The organism is Brevibacterium album DSM 18261 (assembly GCF_000426445.1).
GTDB classification, from domain to species: domain Bacteria; phylum Actinomycetota; class Actinomycetes; order Actinomycetales; family Brevibacteriaceae; genus Brevibacterium; species Brevibacterium album.
Map to the genome: position 1 here is coordinate 543198 of NZ_KE384526.1, position 21755 is coordinate 564952.

A 21755-nucleotide genomic window follows, 5' to 3' on the forward strand; every position below is an offset into this window, starting at 1 on the left:
CTTCAGACCCTTTCGATTCGCTTCTCGCCGAACACGCCGTAGGGCCTCACCAGGAGGACGAGGACGAGCACGATGTACGGGATGACCTCGGCGAGGCCCGGGTCCATGTAGCCGGAGACGAACTGGGTGAGCAGGCCGATGGTGAGACCGCCCACGATGGTGCCGGGGACGGAGTCGAGCCCGCCCATGATCACCACGGGGAACACCAGCAGACCGAAGTTCACGATGTTCATCTCCACCGTGGTGATGTCGGCCAGCAGCACACCGGCGACCAGGGCGGAGACCGCCGCCAGCGCCCACGACATGGCGAACACGCGGCGCACGGAGATACCCACCGTCATGGCGGCCTGCTGGTCATCGGCGACGGCCCGCATCGCCACCCCGTGCCGGGACTTCTGGAAGAACCAGGTGAGCAGGCCCAGCACCACACCGCAGACCACGATGGCCCACAGGCGGTTGGCGGGCACGGATCCGCCCAGGATGCTCACGGACTCGGTGGGCAGGACAGGGGGCATGGAGCGCGGCTGGGTGCCGAAGAACATCTGCACGACGGCGCCCAGCAGACCCGCCAGGCCGATCGTCACCATGATGATGGAGATGTGGCTCTGCCCCACCATGGGCCGGAGGATGAATCTCTCCACCACCACGCCCACGATGACCGCGACCAGCACACCCACCAGCAGTGAGACCACGACCGGCATCTGCAGCACCACGAACACGGTGTAGAAGGTGTAGGCCCCGATCAGCAGGAACTCGCCCTGAGCGAAGTTGATGACCCCGGTGGCCTTGTAGATGAGGACGAAGCCCAGTGCGGCGAGCGCGAGGATCGCCCCCTCGGAGAGGCCGATGACCAGCAGTGTGACGAATGTGCTCACTTGCGACCACTCCAAACCTGTCTGCGCGCGCGGTCCGCGGGGAGGCGGTGGCCGGCGAGGTCGAATATGCGAAGCGGCAGCGAGCGCTCGGCGACCGTGCCGTCCTGATAGGTGATCGACGAACTGATCGTCACGGACCCCTCTCCGGCGGCGAGCGCTGCGATGATCTGCCCGTAGCGGTCGCCGATCACGGTGCGCCGCACCTTCCTGGTGCGCGTGATCTCGTCGTCATCGGGATCGAACTGCTTGTGCAGCAGCACGAACCGGCCTATGCGGATCCGCTCCATGAGGTCCTCGTTCGCCTGGGCGACCTCCTCCGCGAGGAGCTCGTACACCTCCGGTTTGGAGGCCAGGTCCGTGTACGTGGTGAAGGAGAGCCGCTCGTGCTCGGCCCATGCGCCCACCGTGGCCGGATCGACCGTGATGATCGCGCACATGGTGCCGCCGGATCCCGTGGCGGCATCGCCGGCGTCCCCGCCGGGTTCCAGACCCTCGCCGGAGAACACCACGGCCTCCTCCACGTACGGCGAGAACTTCAGCTTGTTCTCGATGAAGGCGTGCGAGTACATGGTCCCGTCGGAGGCGAAGACCACGTCCTTGAGGCGGTCGACCACCACGAGCTGACCGGACTCGTCGAGGTAGCCCGCGTCCCCCGTGTGCAGCCACCCCTGCGGAGTGACGGCCTCTGCGGTGGCCTCGGCATTGCGATGGTAGCCGCGGAACACAGCCGAGGAGCGGAGCATGATCTCCTGCCTCTCACCGAACTGCAGCTCCGTCCCGGGCAGCGGCTCTCCCACCGAGGTGAAGGAGATGGCGTCGTCCCTGTGCACCACCGCGATCCCGCAGATCTCCGTCTGCCCGTAGATCTGCTTGAGGTTGACGCCGATGGCGTGGAAGAACTGGAAGACGTCCGGACCCAGCGGTGCGCCGCCGGTGTAGCAGCGCTTGATCCGGGTCAGGCCCAGCTGTTCGCGGATGGGGCGAGCCGCTGCGAGATCCGCGACGACCGAGGCCAGGCGCAGCCCCAGCGAGGGCGTGCCGCCGGAGACCCGCGCACGCGCCGCCCTGTCCATGACGGAGTAGCCCCAGCCGAACACTCCGCGCTTGAGCGCGCCGGCCTCGTCGATCCGCACCTGCACCTCGGAGAGCATGGACTCCCAGATGCGCGGCGGGGCGAACATGACGTCCGGGCCGATCTCGCGCAGGTCCGCCTTCTGCGTGGAGGCGTCCTCCGGGAAGGAGACGGTGATGCCAGCGTGCAGACCGCAGGCGACGGCGAGCATCTGCTCGCCGATCCAGGCGAACGGCAGCGTGGAGACGTAGCGGTAGGAGGCGTCGATGGGATCGACCTCCGTGAGCCGGGCGGCCATCGAGAGCAGATTGGCGTGGGAGAGCTCGGCCAGCTTGGGCTTGGAGGTGGTTCCCGAGGTGGTGCAGATGATCGCGAGGTCGTCCGGACTCCCGGCGGCGATCTGCTCGTCCAGCCACCCCGGCCTGCTCTCGGCCCATTCCCGCCCGGAGTCCTCCACCTGGGTGAAGTCCAGGAGCACGTCCTGGGTGTACTTCTCCAGCCCGTGGGGATCGTAGTAGATGATCCTCTCGATGCCGGCGTCCAGCGCCAGGAGCTTGTCCACCTGTTCCTGGTCCTCCGCGACCACGATCCGGGCGCGGGAGACGGAGAGGATGTGGGTGAGCTCGGCACCGATCGACGTGGGGTAGATGCCCACCACGCCGGCACCCAGCGACTGCGCCGCGAGTTCGGCGATCAGCCACTCCGGCCGGTTGTCGCCCAGCACGGCCACGACCTCGCCGCGGCGCACGCCCAGCTGGGCCAGGCCGTGGGCGAAGTCCCGCACCCGCTCCCGGTAGAGCGCCCAGGTGGTGGGCTGCCAGATGCCGTAGCGCTTCTCCTGCATGGCCGCCTGCCGGGGGCGGGAAGCCGCGAGGCCGTCGAGCAGCTGGGGCATCGTGCGGTCGATGCCGTGCGCCGGCCGGTCCGCGGCGAACGCCGCATCCTCGCGCGCCTGCACCTGCCCGCCGGCGTTCATGAGGCGGCCCCCGCTCCCAGATAGGCCTCGACGACCCGCGGATTCTCCATGACCTCGGCCGGTGTGCCGTCGCCGATCACCCGGCCGAAGTCGAGGACCGTCACCCGGTCGGAGATGTCCATGACCACGTTCATGTCGTGCTCGATCAGCACGATGGAGACGCCCGCGAGCTCATGGACGTCCAGGATGTAGCGCGCCATGTCCTCCTTCTCCTCCGCGTTCATGCCCGCCATCGGCTCGTCGAGGAGCAGGAGTGCGGGCTGCATGGCGAGCGCCCGGCCCAGCTCCACGCGCTTCTGGATGCCGTAGGCCAGCGTGCCCACGGGCTTCTGCCGATAGGCCTGGAGCTTGAGCAGGTCGATGACCTCCTCCACCACCTCGCGGTGGGTGATCTCCTGGCGCCGCGCCGGACCCAGCCACAGCATGGCGGAGAGCACGTTCTGCCTCATGTGGATGTGACGGCCCAGCATCATGTTCTCCAGCACGGTGAGATGCTCGAACAGCTCGATATTCTGGAAGCTCCGCGCCACGCCCAGACGGGCGACCCGGTTGGGCGGCAGGCTGGTGAGACGGCGCTCCTGCCCGCTGTCCGTGTGCAGGACGACCTCGCCGCCGGTGGGCCGGTAGAGGCCGGAGATGCAGTTGAGGAGCGAGGACTTGCCTGCTCCGTTGGGGCCGATGATGGCGTGGATCCGGCCGGAGTCCACGCTCATACCCACCTCGGCCAGGGCGGTGACTCCGCCGAACCTCAGGGTCAGGTCCGACACCCGGAGCAGGGGCCGCCCCGGCGGCATCGAGCTGCCGTTGAGTGGATGACGATACGCACGAGTTCGCACTGAGGCTCCTTGCTGCTCCGCTGCGGTGCTGGATCAGGACTGACGTGCTGCCGGCCGGCGCTCCCCGTCTCAGGCGGAGACCTGAGGGACAACGGATCTGTGACCGGCATCACCGAACTCTCCTCAGAATAGAATTCCACTATGCTGAATGCAATACCCTAATAAGAGAATCGTAATCATATTGCGACAGCCTCTACCGGCTCGTATCCTTGGGTTCCAGAGGCCGCCGGAGGATGTGACGCCCCCTGGCCCGCACCCGCCAGAGCGAGGAGACCGAATGCCAGCCGACGGCAGCGCACCCAGGAACGGGAGCACCCCCAAGGGCGGGCTCGGCACGATCAGGAACGCGACGGTGCTCATGGACCTCCTCGCGCAGCCGCCCCACCTGCACCAGCTCTCGGACCTCGCGCAGCGTTCCGGCATGACGGTGCCCACCGTCCACCGCCTCCTCAGATCGCTCGTGCACGCGGAGTACGCAGAACAGGACCCCGCCACCTCCCGCTACGGCCTGGGCCGCGCGATCACGCGTCTGGCGGTCCGGCAACTCTCCAACAGCCCCGTGCTCAGCGCTCTCAACCCCTTCCTCGCCTCTCTCCGCGACGAACTCTCCGCGACCATCGCCGTGCATGTGCTCATCAGCGGCGAGGCCGTCTGCATCGACCAGGTGGACGCCGCGGACCGAGGACCCTTCCGCCGGCCGCTGCGCGCCGTGCCCGCCCTGTCCACGGCCGCGGGCAGACTTCTCGCTGCGCATCAGCCGGACGAGGCCTGGAATCGCATCCTCACCGGCTCGGGGACCGAGGACGAGGCAGAGGCCCAGAGCCACAGGGAGGACTGGCGCAGGAGCGACCATCTCACGCACAGCTCGGCGGACCCTGGTGCCTCCGACGAAGTGGCTGTCCCCGTCCGCGCCGCCGATGGGAGCGTCGTCGCTGCGCTGAGCGCAGACCTCCGTCCGGACGCTGATCTCGCACGGATCGTCTCGCTGCTCACCCGCACCGCCGCCTCCGGAGGAAGGAGCATCGCCCATGCCTGAGCATCCGCCGAGGCCTTCCGCCGGTGCCGAGGACGCTTCGCTGCCCCACGGCGCAGCCCCGGAGTGGGCGGACATCGCAGCGTCCTTCGACTGGTCGCAGGAGCCTGCTGCGGTGTGGACGCCCGCCGGCGCCGAGCATGCCGATCCCCGATCGGTTGCGTTCCCCTCCGGCGAGGACGCCGCCTCATCGTCGGCCGGCGCCTCGGGCGGGGCCTCTGCCGCGGGATGGTTCCCCGGCGGCCGGCTCGACGCCGTCTGGAACCTGGTCCACCGTCACGCCGCCGCACAGGGCGCCCGCACCGCCGTGCACTGGGAGGGAGAGCCGGGCGACAGCCGTTCGCTCACCTACGCGGAGCTCTCCGTCGAGGTCGAGGCGATGGCGTCGGCGCTGCGAGAGCTGGGCCTGGCCGCCGGCGACGTGGTGGCGATCCACGCCAGCTGGCTGCCGGAGACCGTCATCACCATGCTCGCCTGCAATCGCCTCGGCGCCCCCTGGGCCACGGTTCCAGTCTCCATCCCCGCAGAGGCGCTGAGCACCCGCATCGCCGAGCTCTCCCCCAAGCTCGTCCTCACCCAGGACGGAGCCTGGCGGCGGGGCTCCGTGCTGCCCCTGAAGAGCCGGGCGGACGAGGCGCTCGCGAGCGCGGACAGCGTCGAGCACACCGTCGTCGTCCGCCGCACCGGCATCGATGTGCAGTGGTTCCACGGCGACATGTGGTTCAGCGATCTCATCGCACGTCGCCCCCGGCCCGCTGCCGGACCCGGCGGCCCCGGCACCGGAGCTCCGCAGGACTCCCTGCTCTGCGTGCGCCAGCTGGCCTCCCACAGCTCGGCCGCGCAGTACCTGGAGCACTCCCTCGCGGGCGTCCTCGCGAACGCGGCGGCCTTCCACGCCACGGCGCGCAGAGGTGAGACCTTCTGGTGCGCAGGGGACGTCTCATGGGCCGTGTCCACCTGGCACGGGCTGCTGGGGCCTCTGCTCGCGGGAGACACCGTGGTCGTCTACGAGGGAACGCTCGACATCCCGGATCACAGCAGACTCCTCGAGATCGTGGAGAAGTACGGGGTCTCCACCCTCGTCACCAATCCGGCCGTGATGAGAACGCTCCGGTCGTGGAGGATCGAGACGGAGCTGCATGCCCGCCCGACCGCCCTCCGCCACGTGGTGACCGCCGGCGAACCGGTCGAGCCCGCGCTCCGGACCTGGATGCAGGAGGCCTTCACCCGGGGAGAATGCACCGTCTCCGATGCCTGGGGCCAGATCGAGCTCGGCGGGATCGTCTATGCGAAGGGACCCGGCGTCGACTTCAACCCGGGCGGCGCCGTCGCCGTCGGCGCGGACGGCGAGCGCGTCCCCGCCGGACGGAGCGGGCAGCTGGTCCTCACCCGTCCCCTTCCCGGACGGATCGAGGGAGCTTCGTCTCTCGAGCCGTTCACCGCCGCCGGCCGGGTCGTGCCGACCGGTGACATCGTCGAGGTCGCAGCGGACGGCGGCTTCCGCTTCCACGGCAGAGTCGACGCCGTCGTCTCCGTCTCCGGGCAGCTGGTCTCCCTCGAAGCGGTCGCCCGGGCGCTGCGAGAGCACCCGTACGTCGCCGACGCCGCCGCCCTGCGGCTCAGGCACGACGAGTACGGCAACCGGATCGTGGCATGTGTGGTGACCACCGGTGAACCCGGCGGGACGACCGCACACGAACTGGCCAGCACCGTGCGCACCGAACTGGGCGGCCTCGCTCGGCCCCAGGCCATCGTGTTCGTGGACCGGATCGACCCCGCCGTCCCCCACGGCCGCCTCGCCGATGCCGTCGAATCGCTGCTGACTGAAGCCGCGTGGAGCGTTCTCGCATGGGATCGCATCGCGGCGGCGCTGGAGCCCTCCGGCGACTGACCCGACACGTCGTCGGGGAGGCACTCCGCTCGGCGTCGGCTCCGCTCAGTCGCCGCAGCCTGAGCCTTCCGGCCGCCCCGGGATCGCAGAAGGGGCCGCCCCTGCTGGGGCGGCCCCTTCGGGCTGTGCCGGTCCCGCCGCTCGCGCGAGGGGAACCGGCTCAGATCACTTGTCCTCGGCGGCGGCCTGAGCCTCGTCGACCTGCGCGCCGGACTCGACGTCGGCGGGCGCTTCCTCGACCGGGGCCTCGGCAGCCGGGGCCTCCTCGGCGGCAGCCGCGGTTGCGACCTCCGCCTCCTTGACCGCAGCCTGCTTGGGCGAGTACGGCTCGAGCACGAGCTCGATCACGGCCATGGGGGCGTTGTCGCCCTTGCGGGGGCCGATCTTCGTGATCCGGGTGTAGCCGCCCGGACGCTCCGCGACCGCAGGGGCGATCGAGGTGAAGAGCTCGTGGACGATTCCCTTGTCCGTGATCTGCTGGAGCACGCGACGGCGGGCCGCCAGGTCACCGCGCTTGGCGAAGGTGACGAGGCGCTCGGCGACGGGACGCAGGCGCTTGGCCTTCGTCACGGTCGTCTTGATGGACTTGTGCTCGAACAGCTGCGCGGCGAGGTTGTTGAGCATGATGCGCTCGTGCGCCGGCGAGCCTCCGAGGCGGGGACCCTTGGTGGGGGTGGGCATTGTTCAGTCTCCTTGAGAAATTCCTGTGTACCGCTGAAGTACCGCTCAGTACTGCTCGTCCTCGACGAAGGACTCCTCGTCGGCCTCGGCGTTCTCGCCGTAGCCGGCAGGGCTGTCCTTGAGGTTCAGGCCCAGCTCACCGAGCTTCTGGCGCACCTCGTCGATGGACTTCGAACCGAAGTTGCGGATGTCCATGAGGTCTGCCTCGCTGCGTGCGACGAGCTCACCCACCGTGTGGATGCCCTCGCGCTTGAGGCAGTTGTAGGAGCGGACGGTGAGATCGAGGTCCTCGATCGCGAGCGCGAGGTCTGCGGCCATCGCGGCATCGACCGGCGAGGGGCCGATCTCGATGCCCTCGGCCTCGACGTTGAGCTCACGGGCGAGTCCGAACAGCTCGACCAGCGTCTTGCCCGCAGATGCCAGGGCATCGCGCGGGGTGATCGACGGCTTGGTCTCGACGTCGACGATGAGGCGGTCGAAGTCGGTGCGCTGCTCGACGCGGGTGGCCTCCACCTTGTAGGTCACCTTGAGCACGGGCGAGTAGATCGAGTCGACGGGGATGCGGCCGATCTCTGCGTCCACGTTCTTGTTCTGCGTGGAGGAGACGTAGCCGCGCCCGCGCTCGATCGTGAGCTCGATGTCGAGGCGTCCGGTGTCGTTGAGGCTGGCGATGTACAGCTCAGGGTTGTGGATCTCCACTCCTGCAGGAGCGGAGATGTCCTCAGCGGTGACGGTGTCCGGGCCCTGCTTGCGCAGGTAGGCGACGACCGGCTCGTCGAACTCCGAGGAGACGACGAGGGACTTGAGGTTGAGGAGGAACTCGGTGACGTCCTCCTTCACCCCCGGAACCGTCGAGAACTCATGGAGCACTCCGTCGATCCGGACGCTCGTGACCGAGGCGCCGGGGATGGACGAGAGCAGGGTGCGTCGCAGCGAGTTGCCGAGGGTGTATCCGAATCCCGGCTCCAGCGGTTCGAAGGTGAACCTGGAGCGGCGATCGGAGACGACCTCTTCCGTGAGCGTGGGGCGCTGTGCAATGAGCACGTGGGCTTCCTTTCAGCGGACATCCGCTATATGACGTCCGCGAAGTTGTGAGCCGGGCTGATGAGACCCGGCTCGGAACGCTGGCGGCAGACGGTCCGGATCAGACCCGGTTCCGGGCGCGCAGTCCGCTTGCGGATGCGCTCCCGGCCGCCGAATCGTCCCCGGGCGGCGGATGGTCAGCCGCGACGACGCTTGGGCGGACGGCAGCCGTTGTGCGGGGTGGGCGTGACGTCCTGGATCGTGCCCAGCTCGAGGCCTGCGGCCTGGAGCGAGCGGATCGCGGTCTCACGGCCGGAGCCGGGGCCCTTGACGAAGACGTCGACCTTCTTCAGGCCGTGCTCCTGTGCGCGGCGCGCTGCGGACTCGGCGGCCATCTGCGCGGCGTAGGGCGTCGACTTGCGCGAGCCCTTGAAGCCCACCTCACCCGAGGACGCCCACGAGATCACGGCGCCGGAGGGATCCGTGATGGAGACGATCGTGTTGTTGAAGGTGGACTTGATGTGCGCCTGACCGGCGACGATGTTCTTCTTCTGCCCGCGGCGAGGCTTGCGCGCTGCTGTGCGTGACTTGGGAGGCATATTCCTGGGATCTCCTGATCGATGCTGGGTAAGGCTGCTGCTTACTTCTTCTTACCGGCCACGGTGCGCTTGGGGCCCTTGCGGGTGCGCGCATTCGTCTTCGTCCGCTGACCGCGGACGGGCAGACCGCGGCGGTGGCGGAGGCCCTCGTAGGAGCCGATCTCCACCTTGCGGCGGATGTCAGCGGCGACCTCGCGGCGGAGGTCGCCCTCCACCTTGAACGTGCCCTCGATGTAGTCACGCAGCTGGACGAGCTCAGCATCGGTCAGGTCTTTGACGCGGGTGTCCGGGCTGATCCCGGTGTCCGTCAGGGTCTGGCGCGCACGAGTGCGGCCCACACCGTAGATGTATGTCAGGGCGACTTCCACGCGCTTCTCGCGAGGGATGTCGACTCCGGCAAGACGTGCCATCAGTTCTTTCCTTCTGGTTGTTTCGGAGGTGCTGGTGCAGTCCTGATCCCGTCCAGCCCTGCGGGCCGGCGGGTCCCCAGCCTCCGACTGGGGGTGTCGTCCTCATCTTCCGCGCCCGGGCGGGGCGGGAGGTGAGGGGGCGAGGTCTGCGCGGGTGTGCGGCTCGATCCCGGGCGCTTGCGCTCCGGGTCGACGCCAGATCTGCGGATGCGGCTCGCTCAGCCCTGGCGCTGCTTGTGGCGCGGGTTCGAGCAGATCACCATCACACGGGAGTGACGACGGATGACCTTGCAGCTCTCGCAGATCGGCTTGACGCTTGGCTTCACCTTCATAGCTGTTCCTTCTTCCCACCGCGAATGCCCCGAGGTACTCCCCGGGGCAGTACAGCGCGAACTCGTCGAAGCGATCTTCTGCTTACTTGTACCGGTACACGATGCGACCGCGCGAGAGATCGTACGGCGACAGCTCCACGACCACACGGTCCTCGGGCAGGATGCGGATGTAGTGCTGGCGCATCTTGCCGGAGATGTGGGCGAGAACCTTATGGCCGTTGGTCAGCTCGACGCGGAATGTAGCGTTCGGCAGCGCCTCGACCACGGATCCCTCGATCTCGATGACCCCTTCTTTTTTGGCCATATCGTCCGTAACCTCGTCTTCCCGCGACGTCGTGTCGCGTTTCGTTCAGGCGGAGCGGACTCCGCGTGGACCGATGGCCTGCAGCCGGCTCCGGATCCGCGGCTGTCCGTGGATCCGGGGCGCGGACGGCGATATACTCACCGCGTGCGCCGCGTCAGAGGGGTCCGAGCCGAATCCGGGTCGAACGCCTCAGATCGCACCGGGCGCGCACCCGAGGACTCCCGCATACCGGCGGAGTGCCGGACGCGATGCCATCGGACACAGAACACCCCGTGGTCACAGGCCAATAGGTAACTGTACATGACGGCGCATCATTACGGCAAAAGCCGCCCCGGGCGCAACACGGACACGCCGGTGCGCGGAAGCGGGGACGCACTCACGCACGCACTGGGCCGGCTCCTCGACCCGGCCTCGGGCCCGGCGGAGCAGCGGGCGGCGGCTCGCGTCCTCGACCGCGCGCAGACCACCGCGCTGAGCACGCTCCCCCTCCACCGCGCACTCGGCCACCGCGTCCGCAGGCTTCTCCGGCCGGCTCCCGGACAGCGCCTCCTCGCCCGGCTCCTCGCCTCGGGCCCAGCCGCCGAGGCTGCCCGCGCACTCGCACTCGCACCCGGGCTCGAGCCCCTGCCGGCCGGTGCTCCACGACTGCAGCAGGTGCCCCTCCGCCTGCTGCGCGCACCCGGGCCCAGCGTGGCGGTGCGGCAGGGACGGCTGGGCGACTGCTGGCTGATCGCCGTGCTCGATGCCTGCGAGGCGATCCGGCCCGGATTCCTCCGCGAGCTCATCCGGCCCGACGCAGACCCGCGCTTTGCGACAGTGCGCCTCCACTCCCCCGCGCTGGCGCTCCCGCTGCTGCGCCGCATCCCCGGACTCCCCCTCCGTCCGCGGGAGGTGCGGCTGAGCACCGCCGTCCCCCGCGACCGCAGGGCAGGCAGCCGCACGCTGGCACCCAATGCCGCCTCACTCGCGGAGAAGGCGGCCGTCTGCCTGTGGGCGCAGGGCTCCTACCGTCGCCTGGCGCGGGATTTCGCGGGCATCGCCTTCGTGCTCGTCACGGGCAGGTGGGCTCCCGCGCGCCCCGTCCCGAGGCGGCTGGAGACGATGGAGCGCTGGCTCGCCCAGGGACGGCCCGTGGTCGCCTCGACGCTCATCCGCCCCGGCGGTTCCTTCACCCTGGCCCGCGAGGACGACCCAGGCCGGCGCGTCGCCGTCATGGACGGGCACGTCTACGCAGTGCACGGGGTGGGGCACAGCGATGAGGACGGCCGAGCCGTGGCCGGTGCCCCGCTCCGGGTGCATCTCCGCAACCCCGTGGGCCCCGCCGATCCTCCCGCACCCTCCTCGCGCGGCATGGGTGAGTCCGTCGTGCGCAGGAAGGACCTCTACCTCTCCGCGCGCCAGCTCCGGCGGGCCTTCATCAGCGTGAACGTTGGACCCCGTCTGCGCTGAAGCGCGGCTCGCACGCTCCCGGTCCTCGGTCGCGGCGCTCCCGGTCCCCGGTCGCGGCGCTCCCGGTCCTCGGTCGCGGCGCTCGCGGCTCCCGGTCGCGGCGCTCAGCGCTCGCGGGTGAGGGTGCCGATCTCCCGTCCCTGCCGGTCGAACACGCGCAGCACATCGCCGTCGAGCGTGACCGCGACGGCGCCGGCCAACCAGGCGTCGACGCCCAGGCAGGCCTTGAGGGTGCTCAGGCCGCGGCGGATGGTCGCGGTGCTCCCTTCGAGCGTGTACTCGCCGTGGACTCCGTTGCAGCCGTCCGAACCGGTCATGCGCCTCGTGCCGTCCGTCCCGGGCGCGTGGAACTCCAGGAACGCCGAGGCCGGGTCCTCGGCCCGCCATGTGCCCAGGAGCGCGGAGGCGGGACCGGAGGCCTCGCCCGTCGCACCGAACGCCGGCGTCCCCCTGCCCGGTACCCCCGCGCCCGAACCTTCCCCTCGCTCCGGGTGATCCTGCTCGGTCATCTCGCCCTCCCCTGCTGCACGCGCAGCTGCCGTGCTCTCCGTGCGGCGGCGCATCCCGCCCACCGCTGGGTCGATCCTCCCACCCCGGGGACGCCGAATGGGGCACCCGCTGTGTGCGAGTGCCCCATTCACCGCGTCTGCTCAGGCGGGCGCCCCTGCGGGCGTCCTCCTCGAGTTCCGATCCCGGTGAGCTCCCGGCCCCGTGGAGGCCGGAGGCTCCTCACCGTGATCGGCTGAACGCTTCTCGATCAGACGTTGCGGCGGCGTGCGATGTAGACCAGTGCACCGCCGACGGCCAGCAGGCCGGCCGCACCTGCGACGAGCGGACCGGTGGTGGAACCGGTGCGCGGCAGATCGTCGCCGTTGCCGTTGTCGTCCTCGCCGCCGTTGCCGCCGTCGGAGTCCGCGACCACGGAGAACCCGGCCTCGTGCACGTCCTCGCTCGTGGTGGCGACGACGTCGTACTCACCGATGTAGGCCTCGGGTGCGGCGGTGGTCAGGCCCCAGATCCGCGAGCCGGCCACACCGTTCTCGTCCACGGTCACCGTGACGGACTTCGCGGCCGCTGCCTGACCGTCCATGAAGGTCTCGAACGTCACCTCGGAGCCGGGCTCGGCACCCGTGACCGTGTAGACCACACCGCGGTCCTCGGCCTCTGCCTGCTCCTCGCCGTCGGCCACGAACTTCGAGGCCTCGACCTCGGTCTCGCTCAGGCGCAGCTCCTCCGGCTCCTCGGTGGGAGTCGCCGTCTGGGTCGGCTCATCCGTGGGGGTGGCCGTCTGCGTGGGCTCGGCCGTCTCGGTCTCCGAGGGGGTCGGATCCGGGGTCTCGGTGGGCTCAGCCGTCTCCGTCTCGGAAGGCGTCGGGCTGGGTGTCTCCGTGTCGGTCGGGGTCGGGCTGGGCTCGTCGCCCGCCGTCTTCACGGTGTAGTCACCGGGGAGGTGCTTGAGGCCCTCGTGGAGCTCAGCGGTCCAGAGGACGCCCGGACCGCCGCCGGAGACCACACCCACAGCCTGGTCGCCGAGCATGACGGCGCCGCCGGAGTCACCGCCCGCGACCTCGGCCGTGGAGCCGAAGCCGTAGACGATGTGGGGGTTGCCCGCATCGTCCCGGACGTTCGCGTAGCCGTCGACGAAGTCGATGACGCCCTCGGTCTTGCCGGTGGTGCGGCCCGAGTGGTAGACGGTCTGACCGATGTGACCCTGCTCGACATCGAGCACGCCGTTGACGGGCTGTGCATCGGAGGCGAGGTCGTCGGCCTGGTATGCGGCCTCGGTCCACTGCGTGACCTCGCCGGGCATGTTGAAGCCCGAGGCCTCATCGACCTCGATGATGCCGAAGTCCTGCGCGTCCGCGGGGTCGAGGTCATCGGTGACAGCCGTGGCCGGACCGTACTGGGTGTGCGTGAACTCGCCCAGTCGCTTGTCGCCCAGCTGCTCCGAGGTGTTGTAGCTGTCGGTCGCGACGTTCGAGGTCGACGGTGCCTCGAGGTGGACGTCGTTGCCGATCATCCCGTCACCGCAGTGACCCGCGGTGATGATCGCGTCCTTGCCGTCCGGGCCCACGGCGTTGAAGCCGATGGAGCACAGACCAAAGCCGCCGCCCATGCTGACGCGGTAGCCGGCGCCGTTGACCACATCGGTGTCATTGGCGGCGACGGCCGAGTAGCCCTCGTCGATGTGCTCGACCACGATCTCATCGGGGGTGCCGTTGTCCGCCTCGGCGAACTCGACGACGCTCTCGACCTCGGTCGACTCCTCGTCCACGGTGGCATCGGTGGTCTGCACGACGAGCTGGCCGCCCTCGCCCTTGCCCACCGCGGCGATCGTGTCCGCGTGCTTGAGCGCGGTCAGCGCAGCCACTTCGTAGGACTCCGGGGCCTCATCCGCCGTCGGCGTCGCGAGGGCGACCGGGGCCGCGACCAGTGCGCCGCCGAAGCCCAGCGCCACCGCGGCGCTCAGGGCGACGGCGCGCTTACCCATCATGGGTCGTGCCATTGTTCAGTTCCTTCGTGTCAGTTCGCATGAACGGGGGCCGGGCCTCACCGCTGAAGGGCGGACTCCTGACTCACCCTGGACATCCTGCCCGAACGACGCTCGGCACGCCGGATAAAGAACGTTTTGGTCACGGAAAAGTCTCGAACTTGACAAGACGCAGATCGGGATGTCCGAGGTGCGGGCACAGCTGAGGGGCGCCCGCACAGTGCGGGCGCCCCTCCTGAGTCGCCGGGCCGTTGCCCTCAGCGCTCAGCCGTGTGCAATCGCCTCAGATCACTCTGCGGCGGTGTGGCGGCGGCGCGCGATGTAGACGAGCGCACCTCCGACTGCCACGAGTCCGGCGGCGCCGGCGAGCAGCGGACCGGTGGTGGAACCGGTGCGCGGCAGATCGTTGCCGTCGTCCTCGCCGTTGCCGTCGTCCTCGCCGCCGTTGCCGCCGTCCGAGTCATCGACGACGGTGAAGGTGGCCTCGTGCACGTCCTCGTCGCTCGTGGCGACGACGTCGTACTCGCCCACGTAGGCAGAGGCGTCAGCGGTCGTCATGCCCCAGATGCGGGAGGAGGCGACGCCGTTCTCGTTCGCGGTGACGGTGACGGACTTCGCGGGCTCGCCCCGGTCCTCATCGGCGGCGGGAGCCGCCTCGGAACCTGCGTTCGCAGCCGCGGAGTCGATGTCCGCGTAGGTGTCGAAGGTGACCTCTTCACCCGGCTCCGCCCCGGTGACGGTGTACTGGACGCCGCGGTCCTCGGCCTCCGCCTGCTCCTCACCGTCGGCGACGAACTGCGAGGCCTCGATCTCCTCGGCGCTCAGCGCGAGGGCCTCGGGCTCCTGCGTGGGATCGTCGGTCGGGTCCTCGGTCGGGTCCTCGGTCGGGTCGTCCGTGGGGTCCTCAGTGGGATCGTCGGTCGGGTCCTCAGTGGGATCGTCCGTGGGGTCCTCAGTCGGATCCTCGGTGGGCTCCTCAGTGGGGTCCTCAGTCGGATCCTCGGTGGGCTCCTCGGTCGGCTCCTCGTCGCCCGCGGTCTTGATCTCGTAGCCGCTCAGGCCCTCGTTCTGCAGGCCCTGGTACAGCTCGGCGGCCCAGACGAAGTCGCCCTCCTGGGTGGCCGGGTTGTAGTTCGAGCCGGAGACGATGCCGGCAGCCTGGCCGTCGATCGTCACGGCGCCGCCGGAGTCGCCCGGGATGCCGAGAGTGTTGACGGCGAAGCCGTAGACCATGTACGCACCGGTCTCGTCGCCGATCGGCGCGAAGCCGTCGACGATCGCGGTGGCGTTGTTGGCCTCCATGTTGATGGGGCCCTCCTGCACACCGGAGGTGCGGCCGGAGCGCACAGCGGTCTGACCGATGTGGTCCTCGGTCACGTCGACGACGCCGGTCACGTCGACCGTGGACTCGGCGAGCACATCGGAGTCGGAGGTCGTCCAGTCGGTGACCTCGCCCTTGCCCGTGTAGTCGCTGCCCTCGTCGACGGTGATGACGGAGAAGTCCTGGGAGTTCTCCGGCGTGTACTGGCTCAGGTCGTCCCCGGGCTCGTACATCGCAGGACCGAACTCCGAGTAGGTCATCTCACCCAGAGCCTGCCCGGGGTGCAGGAAGTCGGTCTTGGCCTCGCCGTGGATGTCGCCGGTGCCTGCATTGGACGCCGAGGGCTTCTCCACGGCGGTCTGCGTGCCCTCATCACCGCAGTGGCCGGCGGAGATGACCGCTTCCTCACCGTTCGGTCCGGTCGCGGGGAAGCCGAAGGAGCACAGGCCCTGGGGGCTGCCCTGCCCGTCGAGCGTGATGTAGCCGGCGCCGCCCACGAGGTCGGTGTCGGCCGCGGTCGCCTTATAGGTGCCGGCGACGGGCTCGACGACCAGATCCTTCTTGGTCGTCTCCTGCGCGAAGGTCGCGACCGCCTCGAGCGCCTCGCCCGCCTTGCCCGTGGCCTCCTCGCCCTCGACCGACTTCTTCACGACCTGGGCGACCACCTGGCCGTCCTTGCCGTAGCCGATCGCGGCGATCTCGTCGCTCGCGTTGAACGCCTTCGCCGCGACCGGCGCGAGCGCCTGCGGTCCGCCGGCCTTCGCCGGAGCGGCGCTCGCGCCCTCGGGCGCCGTGTCGGCCGCCGTGGCGGCGGGAGCGGTGAGCGCAACGGTTCCGAAGCCGAGCGCGACTGCCGCGCTCAGAGCCACGAAGCGATTGCCCTTGATCGGGTTACCCATAGGTGCTTCCTCACAATGTCTGGTCGGATGACGGCAGGCGCCGCAGCTCGGCGGCACCGTGCCCTCGCCACACTCTGTCATTCGTCACAGACGCATAACATTTGTGTTCGTTGTGGTCACGGAAAGATCACATTCGCACAGTTCGCCTTTGCCAACCCTGAAACCTCGAAGACTTTCACTTTCGGTCTTCCCGCCGGGTCCTGCGCACGGAGTCCGCCCGAAGTCCCCTACAACGCAGAAAGGCCCGGACACCCTCAGGCGTCCGGGCCCGCAGCCCTCGTCTCCGCAGCGCTCAGGACTCGCGGGACAGCGTTCCGATCTCCTCACCCTCACCGTCGAGCACCGAGAGCTCGTCGCCGCTCACGACCACGCTCGCGGTGTCCGCCATCCAGGTGTCCGTCCCCGGGCAGCCCTTCAGCGTGCCGAAGCCGCGCTCGATGACTGCGGTGTCACCGTCGATGGTGAACTCCCCCTGGAGCCCGTTGCAGCCGTCGGAGCCGCTCACGTGACCGGTGCCCTCCTCATCCGGCTCGGCGAACTCGAGGAAGGCCCCCTCCGGGTCCTCGGCCACCCACTTCCCCTCGAACCGGGGCCCTTCCCCGGTCTCGGCCGGGCTCACTGTCCCGCCCCCGCATCCTGCGAGCGCGGCGGCGGCAGCCGCAACCGCCAGGAGCAGGGGCGCGCGCTTCAGGCTCAGGCGTGTCATGGTTCCTCCCGCTGTTCGTCGCCGTATCAGGCGCCGACGAGCCGTGCTGCCGCCGGCGGACGTCTCCACGCTAGACCAGATCCCTGACGATTCCCACAGACGCCGGCACCCGGAGGCCGCCCGTGCCGGCCCGGAGCCGGATGCGCTCTCAGTCCAGCGGAACCGGTGTCACACCGTAGGGACGCAGCCGCTCGGCGCCGCCGTCCGGGGCCGTCAGCACCCAGATGCCGCCTGCATGCCGCGCCACGGAGTGCTCCCAATGGCTCGCACGGCCGCCGTCCTCGGTCACGACCGTCCAGTCGTCGTCGAGGGTGCGGGTCTCGGTCCCGCCCGTGACGAGCATGGGCTCGATGCACAGGCACATGCCCGGCCTCATCCGCGGGCCCATCCTGCGCGCGCGGTAGTTGAGGACCTCCGGCTCCATGTGCATCTGCGAGCCGATGCCGTGCCCGGTGAACTCCTCGATGAGACCGAGATCGGGGGCGAGCTCGACGGCGCGCTCCTCGATCGCCTCGCCGATCTCCCCCACCTTCTTCGCCGTCGCCATGCGTGCGATGCCCGCCCACATGATCTCCTCAGTGGTGTCCGAGAGGCGCAGGTGCGCGGGATCGGCCGCCTCGCGTCCGCCCACGAACACCGTGATCGCCGAGTCCCCGTGCAGGCCGTCGACGATCGCTCCCCCGTCGATCGACACCATGTCGCCGGGCTCGAGCACGCGCTCGCCGGGGATGCCGTGCACCACGACCTCGTTCACGGACACGCACAGGGTGGCAGGATATCCGTGATAGCCCAGGAAGTTCGACTTCGCACCCATCTCCGCGATGACCTTCGCACCCGCCGCGTCCACCTCAGCAGTGGTGGCGCCCGGCACACATGCCGCGCGGGCGGCCTCGAGGGCCGCCCGCGTCACCAGTCCCGCACGGCGCATGGTGCGGATCTGGTCATCGGTCTTGTACTCGACCGCAGACGCCATCAGCGGCCGATCGCCGCGAGGATCCGCGCCGTGATCTCCTCGACCTCGCCGAGGCCGTCGACCCGGCGCAGCAGACCGCGCTCCGCGTAGAGGTCCGTGAGCGGCTGCGTCTGCTCCGCGTAGACGTCGAGGCGGTGGCGGATGACGTCCTCCGTGTCGTCCGAGCGCCCCTGCAGGGAGGCACGTGCCAGCAGCCTGCCCACGACCTCGTCCGTGTCCGCGGTGAGCTCGACGACGTGGTCGAGCGAATGCGAACGGGCTTCGAGCATGGAGTCGAGCTCCGTCACCTGCGCCGCGGTGCGCGGGTAGCCGTCGAGCAGGAACCCCTCGGCGGCGTCCTCCTGCGCGAGCCTGTCGGCCACCATCGAGTTGGTGACCTCGTCCGGCACGTACTCACCGGCGTCCATGTAGCGCTTGGCAGTCCTGCCCAGCTCCGTCTCCCCCGCCACATTGGCCCGGAAGATGTCCCCGGTGGAGATCGCCGGCACGCCCAGCGCCTCGCTCAGGCGTGCGGCCTGCGTGCCCTTGCCCGCCCCGGGGGGGCCGATGAGGATGATGCGACTGCTCATGAGGTTCCTTTCCTCTTCTGATTCCGTACCGGGACCGGCGACCGATCCGCGGTTTGCGCGAGCGAGACCCCCAGCGACCTCGCGGTTGCCTCGCGGCGCATGCACCGCGCTGCTCAGCGGAGCAGGCCCTCGTAGTGACGCTGCTGCATCTGCGAGTTGATCTGCTTGACGGTCTCAAGACCGACGCCCACCATGATCAGCAGCGAGGTGCCGCCGAAGGGGAAGTCCTGGTTCGCGTTGATGAGAACGAGGGCCACCAGCGGGATGAGCGCGACGAGGCCCAGGTACAGGGAGCCCGGCACCGTGATCCGGTTGAGCACGTAGCTCAGGTAGGTGGCCGTGGGACGGCCCGCGCGGATGCCGGGGATGAAGCCGCCGTAGCGCTTCATGTTGTCCGCCACCTCGTCCGGGTTGAAGGTGATCGACACGTAGAAGAACGTGAAGAAGATCGTGAGCACGAAGTAGATCACCATGTAGACGGGATGGTCGCCGGCGGTGAAGTAGCGGTTGATGACCTCGACCCAGCGGTCCTCTGGCGAGCCGAACTGCGCGACGAGCGAGGGCAGGTACAGCACCGAGGACGAGAAGATCACGGGGATGACGCCAGCCTGGTTCACCTTGATCGGGATGTAGGTCGAGGTGCCGCCGAACATGCGGCGGCCGACCATCCGCTTCGCGTACTGCACCGGGATGCGGCGCTGCGACTGCTCGACGAAGACGACGAGCGTCATGATGACGAGGCCCACCAGGATGACGATGATGAAGATGTCGATGCCCTGGGAGGTGAGGATCGAGCCGAAGGAGGCGGGGAAGCCTGCGGCGATCGAGGTGAAGATCATGAGCGACATGCCGTTGCCGACGCCGCGCTCGGTGATCTGCTCGCCCATCCACATGATGAGGCCGGTGCCCGCGGTCATCGTCACGATGATGATCGCCACGCCCCACCAGGTGTCGTTGACGAGCAGGTTCTGGCAGCCCTCCACATCGCCGAACAGCGCGCCGGTGCGCACCGTCGAGACGAGGGTCGTGGCGTTCAGCACCGCCAGGCCCAGGGTCATGTAGCGCGTGTACTGCGTCAGCGTCGCCTGCCCGGAGGCGCCCTCCTTGTGGAGGGCCTCGAACCGCGGGATCACCACGCGCAGCAGCTGCGTGATGATGCTCGCGGTGATGTACGGCATGATGCCCAGCGCGAAGATCGAGAGCTGGAACAGCGCCCCGCCCGAGAACAGATTCATGAGTCCGAATCCGCCCTGCGTGAGCGCCGGCGAGGCCACGCACTCCTGGACCTGCGGATAGTCGATGCCCGGGGACGGGATCGACACCCCCAAGCGGTACAGCACCACGATGCCGAGGGTGAAGAGCAGCTTGTTGCGCAGATCAGGCGTCCTGAACGCACGCCCTACAGCTCCGAGCACTCGTCCTCCTGCAGATTTCTCGCCGAACGAAAGGACGACGACACGATGAATTTCCTCGTGCACTCTACCAGCCGGGCACAGGCCCACCGAATCATCGGGAGCGCATCCGTCCTGCGGGCGCGCACCCTGCACGCGACCGCGGGATACGCGACAGGGGCGCCGTCCCTGTGGACGGCGCCCCTGTGCGGGCACGATGTGCGGTGGTCAGGCGGTCGTGGTGACCGAGCCCCCCGCAGCCGTGATCTTCTGCTCCGCGGAGCCGGAGACCTTGTCGGCGGTCACGTTGACCGCGACGGTGATCTCGCCGGTTCCCAGCACCTTGACGGGCTGGTTCGCGCGGACGGCGCCCTTGGCCACGAGGTCGGCGACGGTGACGTCTCCGCCTTCGGGGAACAGCGCCGACAGCTTGTCGAGGTTGACGACCTGGTAGGTCACCTTGTTCGGGTTCTTGAACCCGCGCAGCTTGGGCAGACGCATGTGCAGCGGCGTCTGCCCGCCCTCGAAGCCGTGCGGAACCTGGTAGCGGGCCTTCGTGCCCTTGGTTCCGCGGCCGGCGGTCTTGCCGCCCTTGCCGCCCTCACCGCGACCCACGCGGGTCTTCGCGGTCTTGGCGCCGGGTGCCGGACGCAGGTGGTGCAGCTTGAGCGCGTTGTTCTCGTCTGCCATGTCAGTCCACCTCTTCCCAGGTGACGAGGTGGCTCACGACGTTGATCATCCCGCGGATCTCAGGACGGTCATCCTTCACCACGACGTCGTTGATCCGCTTGAGGCCCAGCGTGCGCAGGGTCTCGCGCTGATTCTTCTTGCCACCGATTTCAGACTTGAGCTGAGTGATCTTGAGCTTCGCCATCAGGCCTTCGCCCCGCTTTCCGCTGCTCGCAGGAGCGCCGCCGGCGCAACCTGGTCGACGGGCAGACCGCGGCGCGCAGCGACCTCCTCGGGACGCTCGAGGCCCTTGAGCGCGGTGATCGTGGCGTGCACGATGTTGATCGCGTTCGAGGAGCCCAGCGACTTCGAGAGGATGTCGTGGATGCCCGCGCAGTCGAGGACCGCACGGACCGGACCGCCGGCGATCACACCGGTTCCCGGCGAGGCCGGACGGAGCAGGACGACGCCCGCCGCGTCCTCACCCTGGATGGGGTGCGGGATGGTCTTCTGGATGCGCGGGACGCGGAAGAAGTTCTTCTTCGCCTCCTCGACGCCCTTGGCGATGGCCGCGGGAACTTCCTTGGCCTTGCCGTAGCCCATGCCGACCAGGCCCTCACCGTCGCCCACGACCACGAGGGCGGTGAAGGAGAACCGACGTCCGCCCTTCACGACCTTCGACACGCGGTTGATGGTGATGACGTGCTCGATGAACTGGTTCTTCTCGTCCCGGTCCTGACGGTTGCCGCGACGGCCGCCGCCCTCACCGCGGCCGCGACCGCGGCCACGGCCGCGGTCACCGCTCTCGGTGCCGGTCTGCGACTCGCCCTGAGCCTCGGTCTGGACCTGGGCGTCCTTGTTCTCTTCGGTGCTCACAGTGCGAGTCCTCCTTCACGAGCGCCGTCGGCGACAGCGGCCACTCGGCCGTGGTAGGCGTTGCCGCCGCGGTCGAACACCACGGCCTCCACGCCGGCTGCCTTGGCCCGCTCGGCGACGAGCTCGCCCACCCGGCGAGCCTTGGCTGTCTTGTCCTCGGAAGCGGCCCGGAGGTCCGCTTCCATGGTCGAGGCCGAAGCCAGCGTGCGGCCGACGGTGTCGTCGATGACCTGCACGAAGACGTGGCGGCTCGAACGCGACACGACGAGGCGGGGACGCTCTGCGGTGCCGGAGATGTGCTTGCGCAGGCGGTGGTGGCGACGTGCGCGCGCAGCCGCCTTGCCCTTGCCGCGGCTCTGCTTGATTGCTCCTGCCATGG

At 69.4% G+C, this 21755-nt stretch carries 23 protein-coding genes; 3 read left to right on the plus strand and 20 right to left on the minus strand.

Going from position 1 to position 21755, the window contains the following annotated elements; genetic code table 11:
- Positions 1 to 2 precede the first annotated feature (2 nt).
- The 3 genes from K318_RS0116065 to K318_RS0116075 are packed head-to-tail and all read right to left on the minus strand — an operon-like array spanning position 3 to position 3717.
- Positions 3 to 875: a branched-chain amino acid ABC transporter permease gene (locus K318_RS0116065; RefSeq protein WP_029090230.1), complete on the minus strand. Its 873-nt coding sequence runs from the start codon at positions 873 to 875 to the stop codon at positions 3 to 5.
- Positions 872 to 2923 carry an AMP-binding protein gene (locus K318_RS22625; protein ID WP_051298124.1) on the minus strand — a complete coding sequence of 684 codons (2052 nt, stop codon included), beginning with the start codon at positions 2921 to 2923 and terminating at the stop codon, positions 872 to 874. The genes K318_RS0116065 and K318_RS22625 overlap by 4 nt, the downstream gene beginning before the upstream one ends.
- Entirely contained in the window at positions 2920 to 3717 is a 798-nt protein-coding gene (locus K318_RS0116075; protein ID WP_029090231.1) for an ABC transporter ATP-binding protein, read from the minus strand. The genes K318_RS22625 and K318_RS0116075 overlap by 4 nt, the downstream gene beginning before the upstream one ends.
- A 319-nt stretch (positions 3718 to 4036) precedes the next feature.
- On the opposite strand from K318_RS0116075, the gene K318_RS0116080 reads away from it, so the two are divergent.
- Together K318_RS0116080 and K318_RS0116085 are read left to right on the plus strand one after the other, a co-directional pair.
- Positions 4037 to 4795 (plus strand): IclR family transcriptional regulator, encoded by a 759-nt coding sequence (locus K318_RS0116080; protein WP_029090232.1) that lies wholly within the window; start codon positions 4037 to 4039, stop codon positions 4793 to 4795.
- Complete coding sequence (locus K318_RS0116085) at positions 4788 to 6683, plus strand: acetate--CoA ligase (RefSeq protein WP_029090233.1); 1896 nt, start codon at positions 4788 to 4790, stop codon at positions 6681 to 6683. The genes K318_RS0116080 and K318_RS0116085 overlap by 8 nt, the downstream gene beginning before the upstream one ends.
- 165 nt (positions 6684 to 6848) lie before the next feature.
- Here K318_RS0116085 and rplQ read toward each other — a convergent pair whose 3' ends face one another.
- The 6 genes from rplQ to infA form a co-directional block, all read right to left on the minus strand.
- A complete protein-coding gene (rplQ, locus tag K318_RS0116090) occupies positions 6849 to 7364 on the minus strand; it encodes a 50S ribosomal protein L17 (RefSeq protein WP_029090234.1) in 516 nt (171 codons plus the stop codon).
- A gap of 45 nt (positions 7365 to 7409) precedes the next feature.
- Positions 7410 to 8408, minus strand: a complete 999-nt coding sequence (locus tag K318_RS0116095; RefSeq protein ID WP_029090235.1) for a DNA-directed RNA polymerase subunit alpha — start codon at positions 8406 to 8408, stop codon at positions 7410 to 7412.
- A 176-nt stretch (positions 8409 to 8584) separates the two neighbouring features.
- Entirely contained in the window at positions 8585 to 8986 is a 402-nt protein-coding gene (gene rpsK / locus K318_RS0116100) for a 30S ribosomal protein S11 (RefSeq protein WP_029090236.1), read from the minus strand.
- Positions 8987 to 9027: 41 nt separating this feature from the next.
- Positions 9028 to 9396 (minus strand): 30S ribosomal protein S13, encoded by a 369-nt coding sequence (gene rpsM, locus K318_RS0116105; RefSeq protein WP_029090237.1) that lies wholly within the window; start codon positions 9394 to 9396, stop codon positions 9028 to 9030.
- A gap of 218 nt (positions 9397 to 9614) precedes the next feature.
- Positions 9615 to 9728 (minus strand): 50S ribosomal protein L36, encoded by a 114-nt coding sequence (rpmJ, locus tag K318_RS0116110; RefSeq protein ID WP_029090238.1) that lies wholly within the window; start codon positions 9726 to 9728, stop codon positions 9615 to 9617.
- Between the two features lie 82 nt (positions 9729 to 9810).
- A complete protein-coding gene (infA, locus tag K318_RS0116115) occupies positions 9811 to 10032 on the minus strand; it encodes a translation initiation factor IF-1 (protein ID WP_029090239.1) in 222 nt (73 codons plus the stop codon).
- Positions 10033 to 10332: 300 nt separating this feature from the next.
- Between infA and K318_RS0116120 the strand changes: the two genes are divergently transcribed.
- Positions 10333 to 11481 carry a calpain family cysteine peptidase gene (locus tag K318_RS0116120; protein ID WP_156914077.1) on the plus strand — a complete coding sequence of 383 codons (1149 nt, stop codon included), beginning with the start codon at positions 10333 to 10335 and terminating at the stop codon, positions 11479 to 11481.
- Between the two features lie 104 nt (positions 11482 to 11585).
- Here the strand turns inward: K318_RS0116120 and K318_RS23960 are convergent, their stop codons facing one another.
- The 11 genes from K318_RS23960 to rplR form a co-directional block, all read right to left on the minus strand.
- Positions 11586 to 11990: an META domain-containing protein gene (locus tag K318_RS23960; protein ID WP_156914078.1), complete on the minus strand. Its 405-nt coding sequence runs from the start codon at positions 11988 to 11990 to the stop codon at positions 11586 to 11588.
- Positions 11991 to 12238: 248 nt separating this feature from the next.
- A complete protein-coding gene (locus tag K318_RS0116130; protein ID WP_156914079.1) occupies positions 12239 to 13987 on the minus strand; it encodes a trypsin-like serine protease in 1749 nt (582 codons plus the stop codon).
- Positions 13988 to 14260: 273 nt separating this feature from the next.
- Positions 14261 to 16192, minus strand: coding sequence for an LPXTG cell wall anchor domain-containing protein (locus tag K318_RS24865; RefSeq protein WP_029090242.1), 1932 nt, complete (start codon positions 16190 to 16192; stop codon positions 14261 to 14263).
- A 292-nt stretch (positions 16193 to 16484) separates the two neighbouring features.
- Entirely contained in the window at positions 16485 to 16898 is a 414-nt protein-coding gene (locus K318_RS23965) for an META domain-containing protein (protein WP_051298126.1), read from the minus strand.
- 148 nt (positions 16899 to 17046) lie between these two features.
- The gene (map, locus tag K318_RS0116145) at positions 17047 to 17871 is read right to left on the minus strand and encodes a type I methionyl aminopeptidase (RefSeq protein ID WP_029090243.1); all 825 of its coding nucleotides are present in this window, start codon (positions 17869 to 17871) and stop codon (positions 17047 to 17049) included.
- Positions 17871 to 18440, minus strand: coding sequence for an adenylate kinase (locus K318_RS0116150; protein ID WP_029090244.1), 570 nt, complete (start codon positions 18438 to 18440; stop codon positions 17871 to 17873). The genes map and K318_RS0116150 overlap by 1 nt, the downstream gene beginning before the upstream one ends.
- A 113-nt stretch (positions 18441 to 18553) precedes the next feature.
- Entirely contained in the window at positions 18554 to 19855 is a 1302-nt protein-coding gene (gene secY / locus K318_RS0116155; protein ID WP_029090245.1) for a preprotein translocase subunit SecY, read from the minus strand.
- Positions 19856 to 20059: 204 nt separating this feature from the next.
- The gene (gene rplO, locus K318_RS0116160; RefSeq protein WP_029090246.1) at positions 20060 to 20521 is read right to left on the minus strand and encodes a 50S ribosomal protein L15; all 462 of its coding nucleotides are present in this window, start codon (positions 20519 to 20521) and stop codon (positions 20060 to 20062) included.
- A gap of 1 nt (position 20522) precedes the next feature.
- On the minus strand, positions 20523 to 20705 hold the full coding sequence (gene rpmD / locus K318_RS0116165; protein WP_029090247.1) for a 50S ribosomal protein L30: 183 nt from the start codon (positions 20703 to 20705) through the stop codon (positions 20523 to 20525).
- Positions 20705 to 21376 carry a 30S ribosomal protein S5 gene (rpsE, locus tag K318_RS0116170; RefSeq protein ID WP_029090248.1) on the minus strand — a complete coding sequence of 224 codons (672 nt, stop codon included), beginning with the start codon at positions 21374 to 21376 and terminating at the stop codon, positions 20705 to 20707. Before rpsE ends, rpmD begins: the two co-directional genes overlap by 1 nt.
- Positions 21373 to 21753 carry a 50S ribosomal protein L18 gene (gene rplR, locus K318_RS0116175; protein ID WP_029090249.1) on the minus strand — a complete coding sequence of 127 codons (381 nt, stop codon included), beginning with the start codon at positions 21751 to 21753 and terminating at the stop codon, positions 21373 to 21375. Before rplR ends, rpsE begins: the two co-directional genes overlap by 4 nt.
- Positions 21754 to 21755 lie beyond the last annotated feature (2 nt).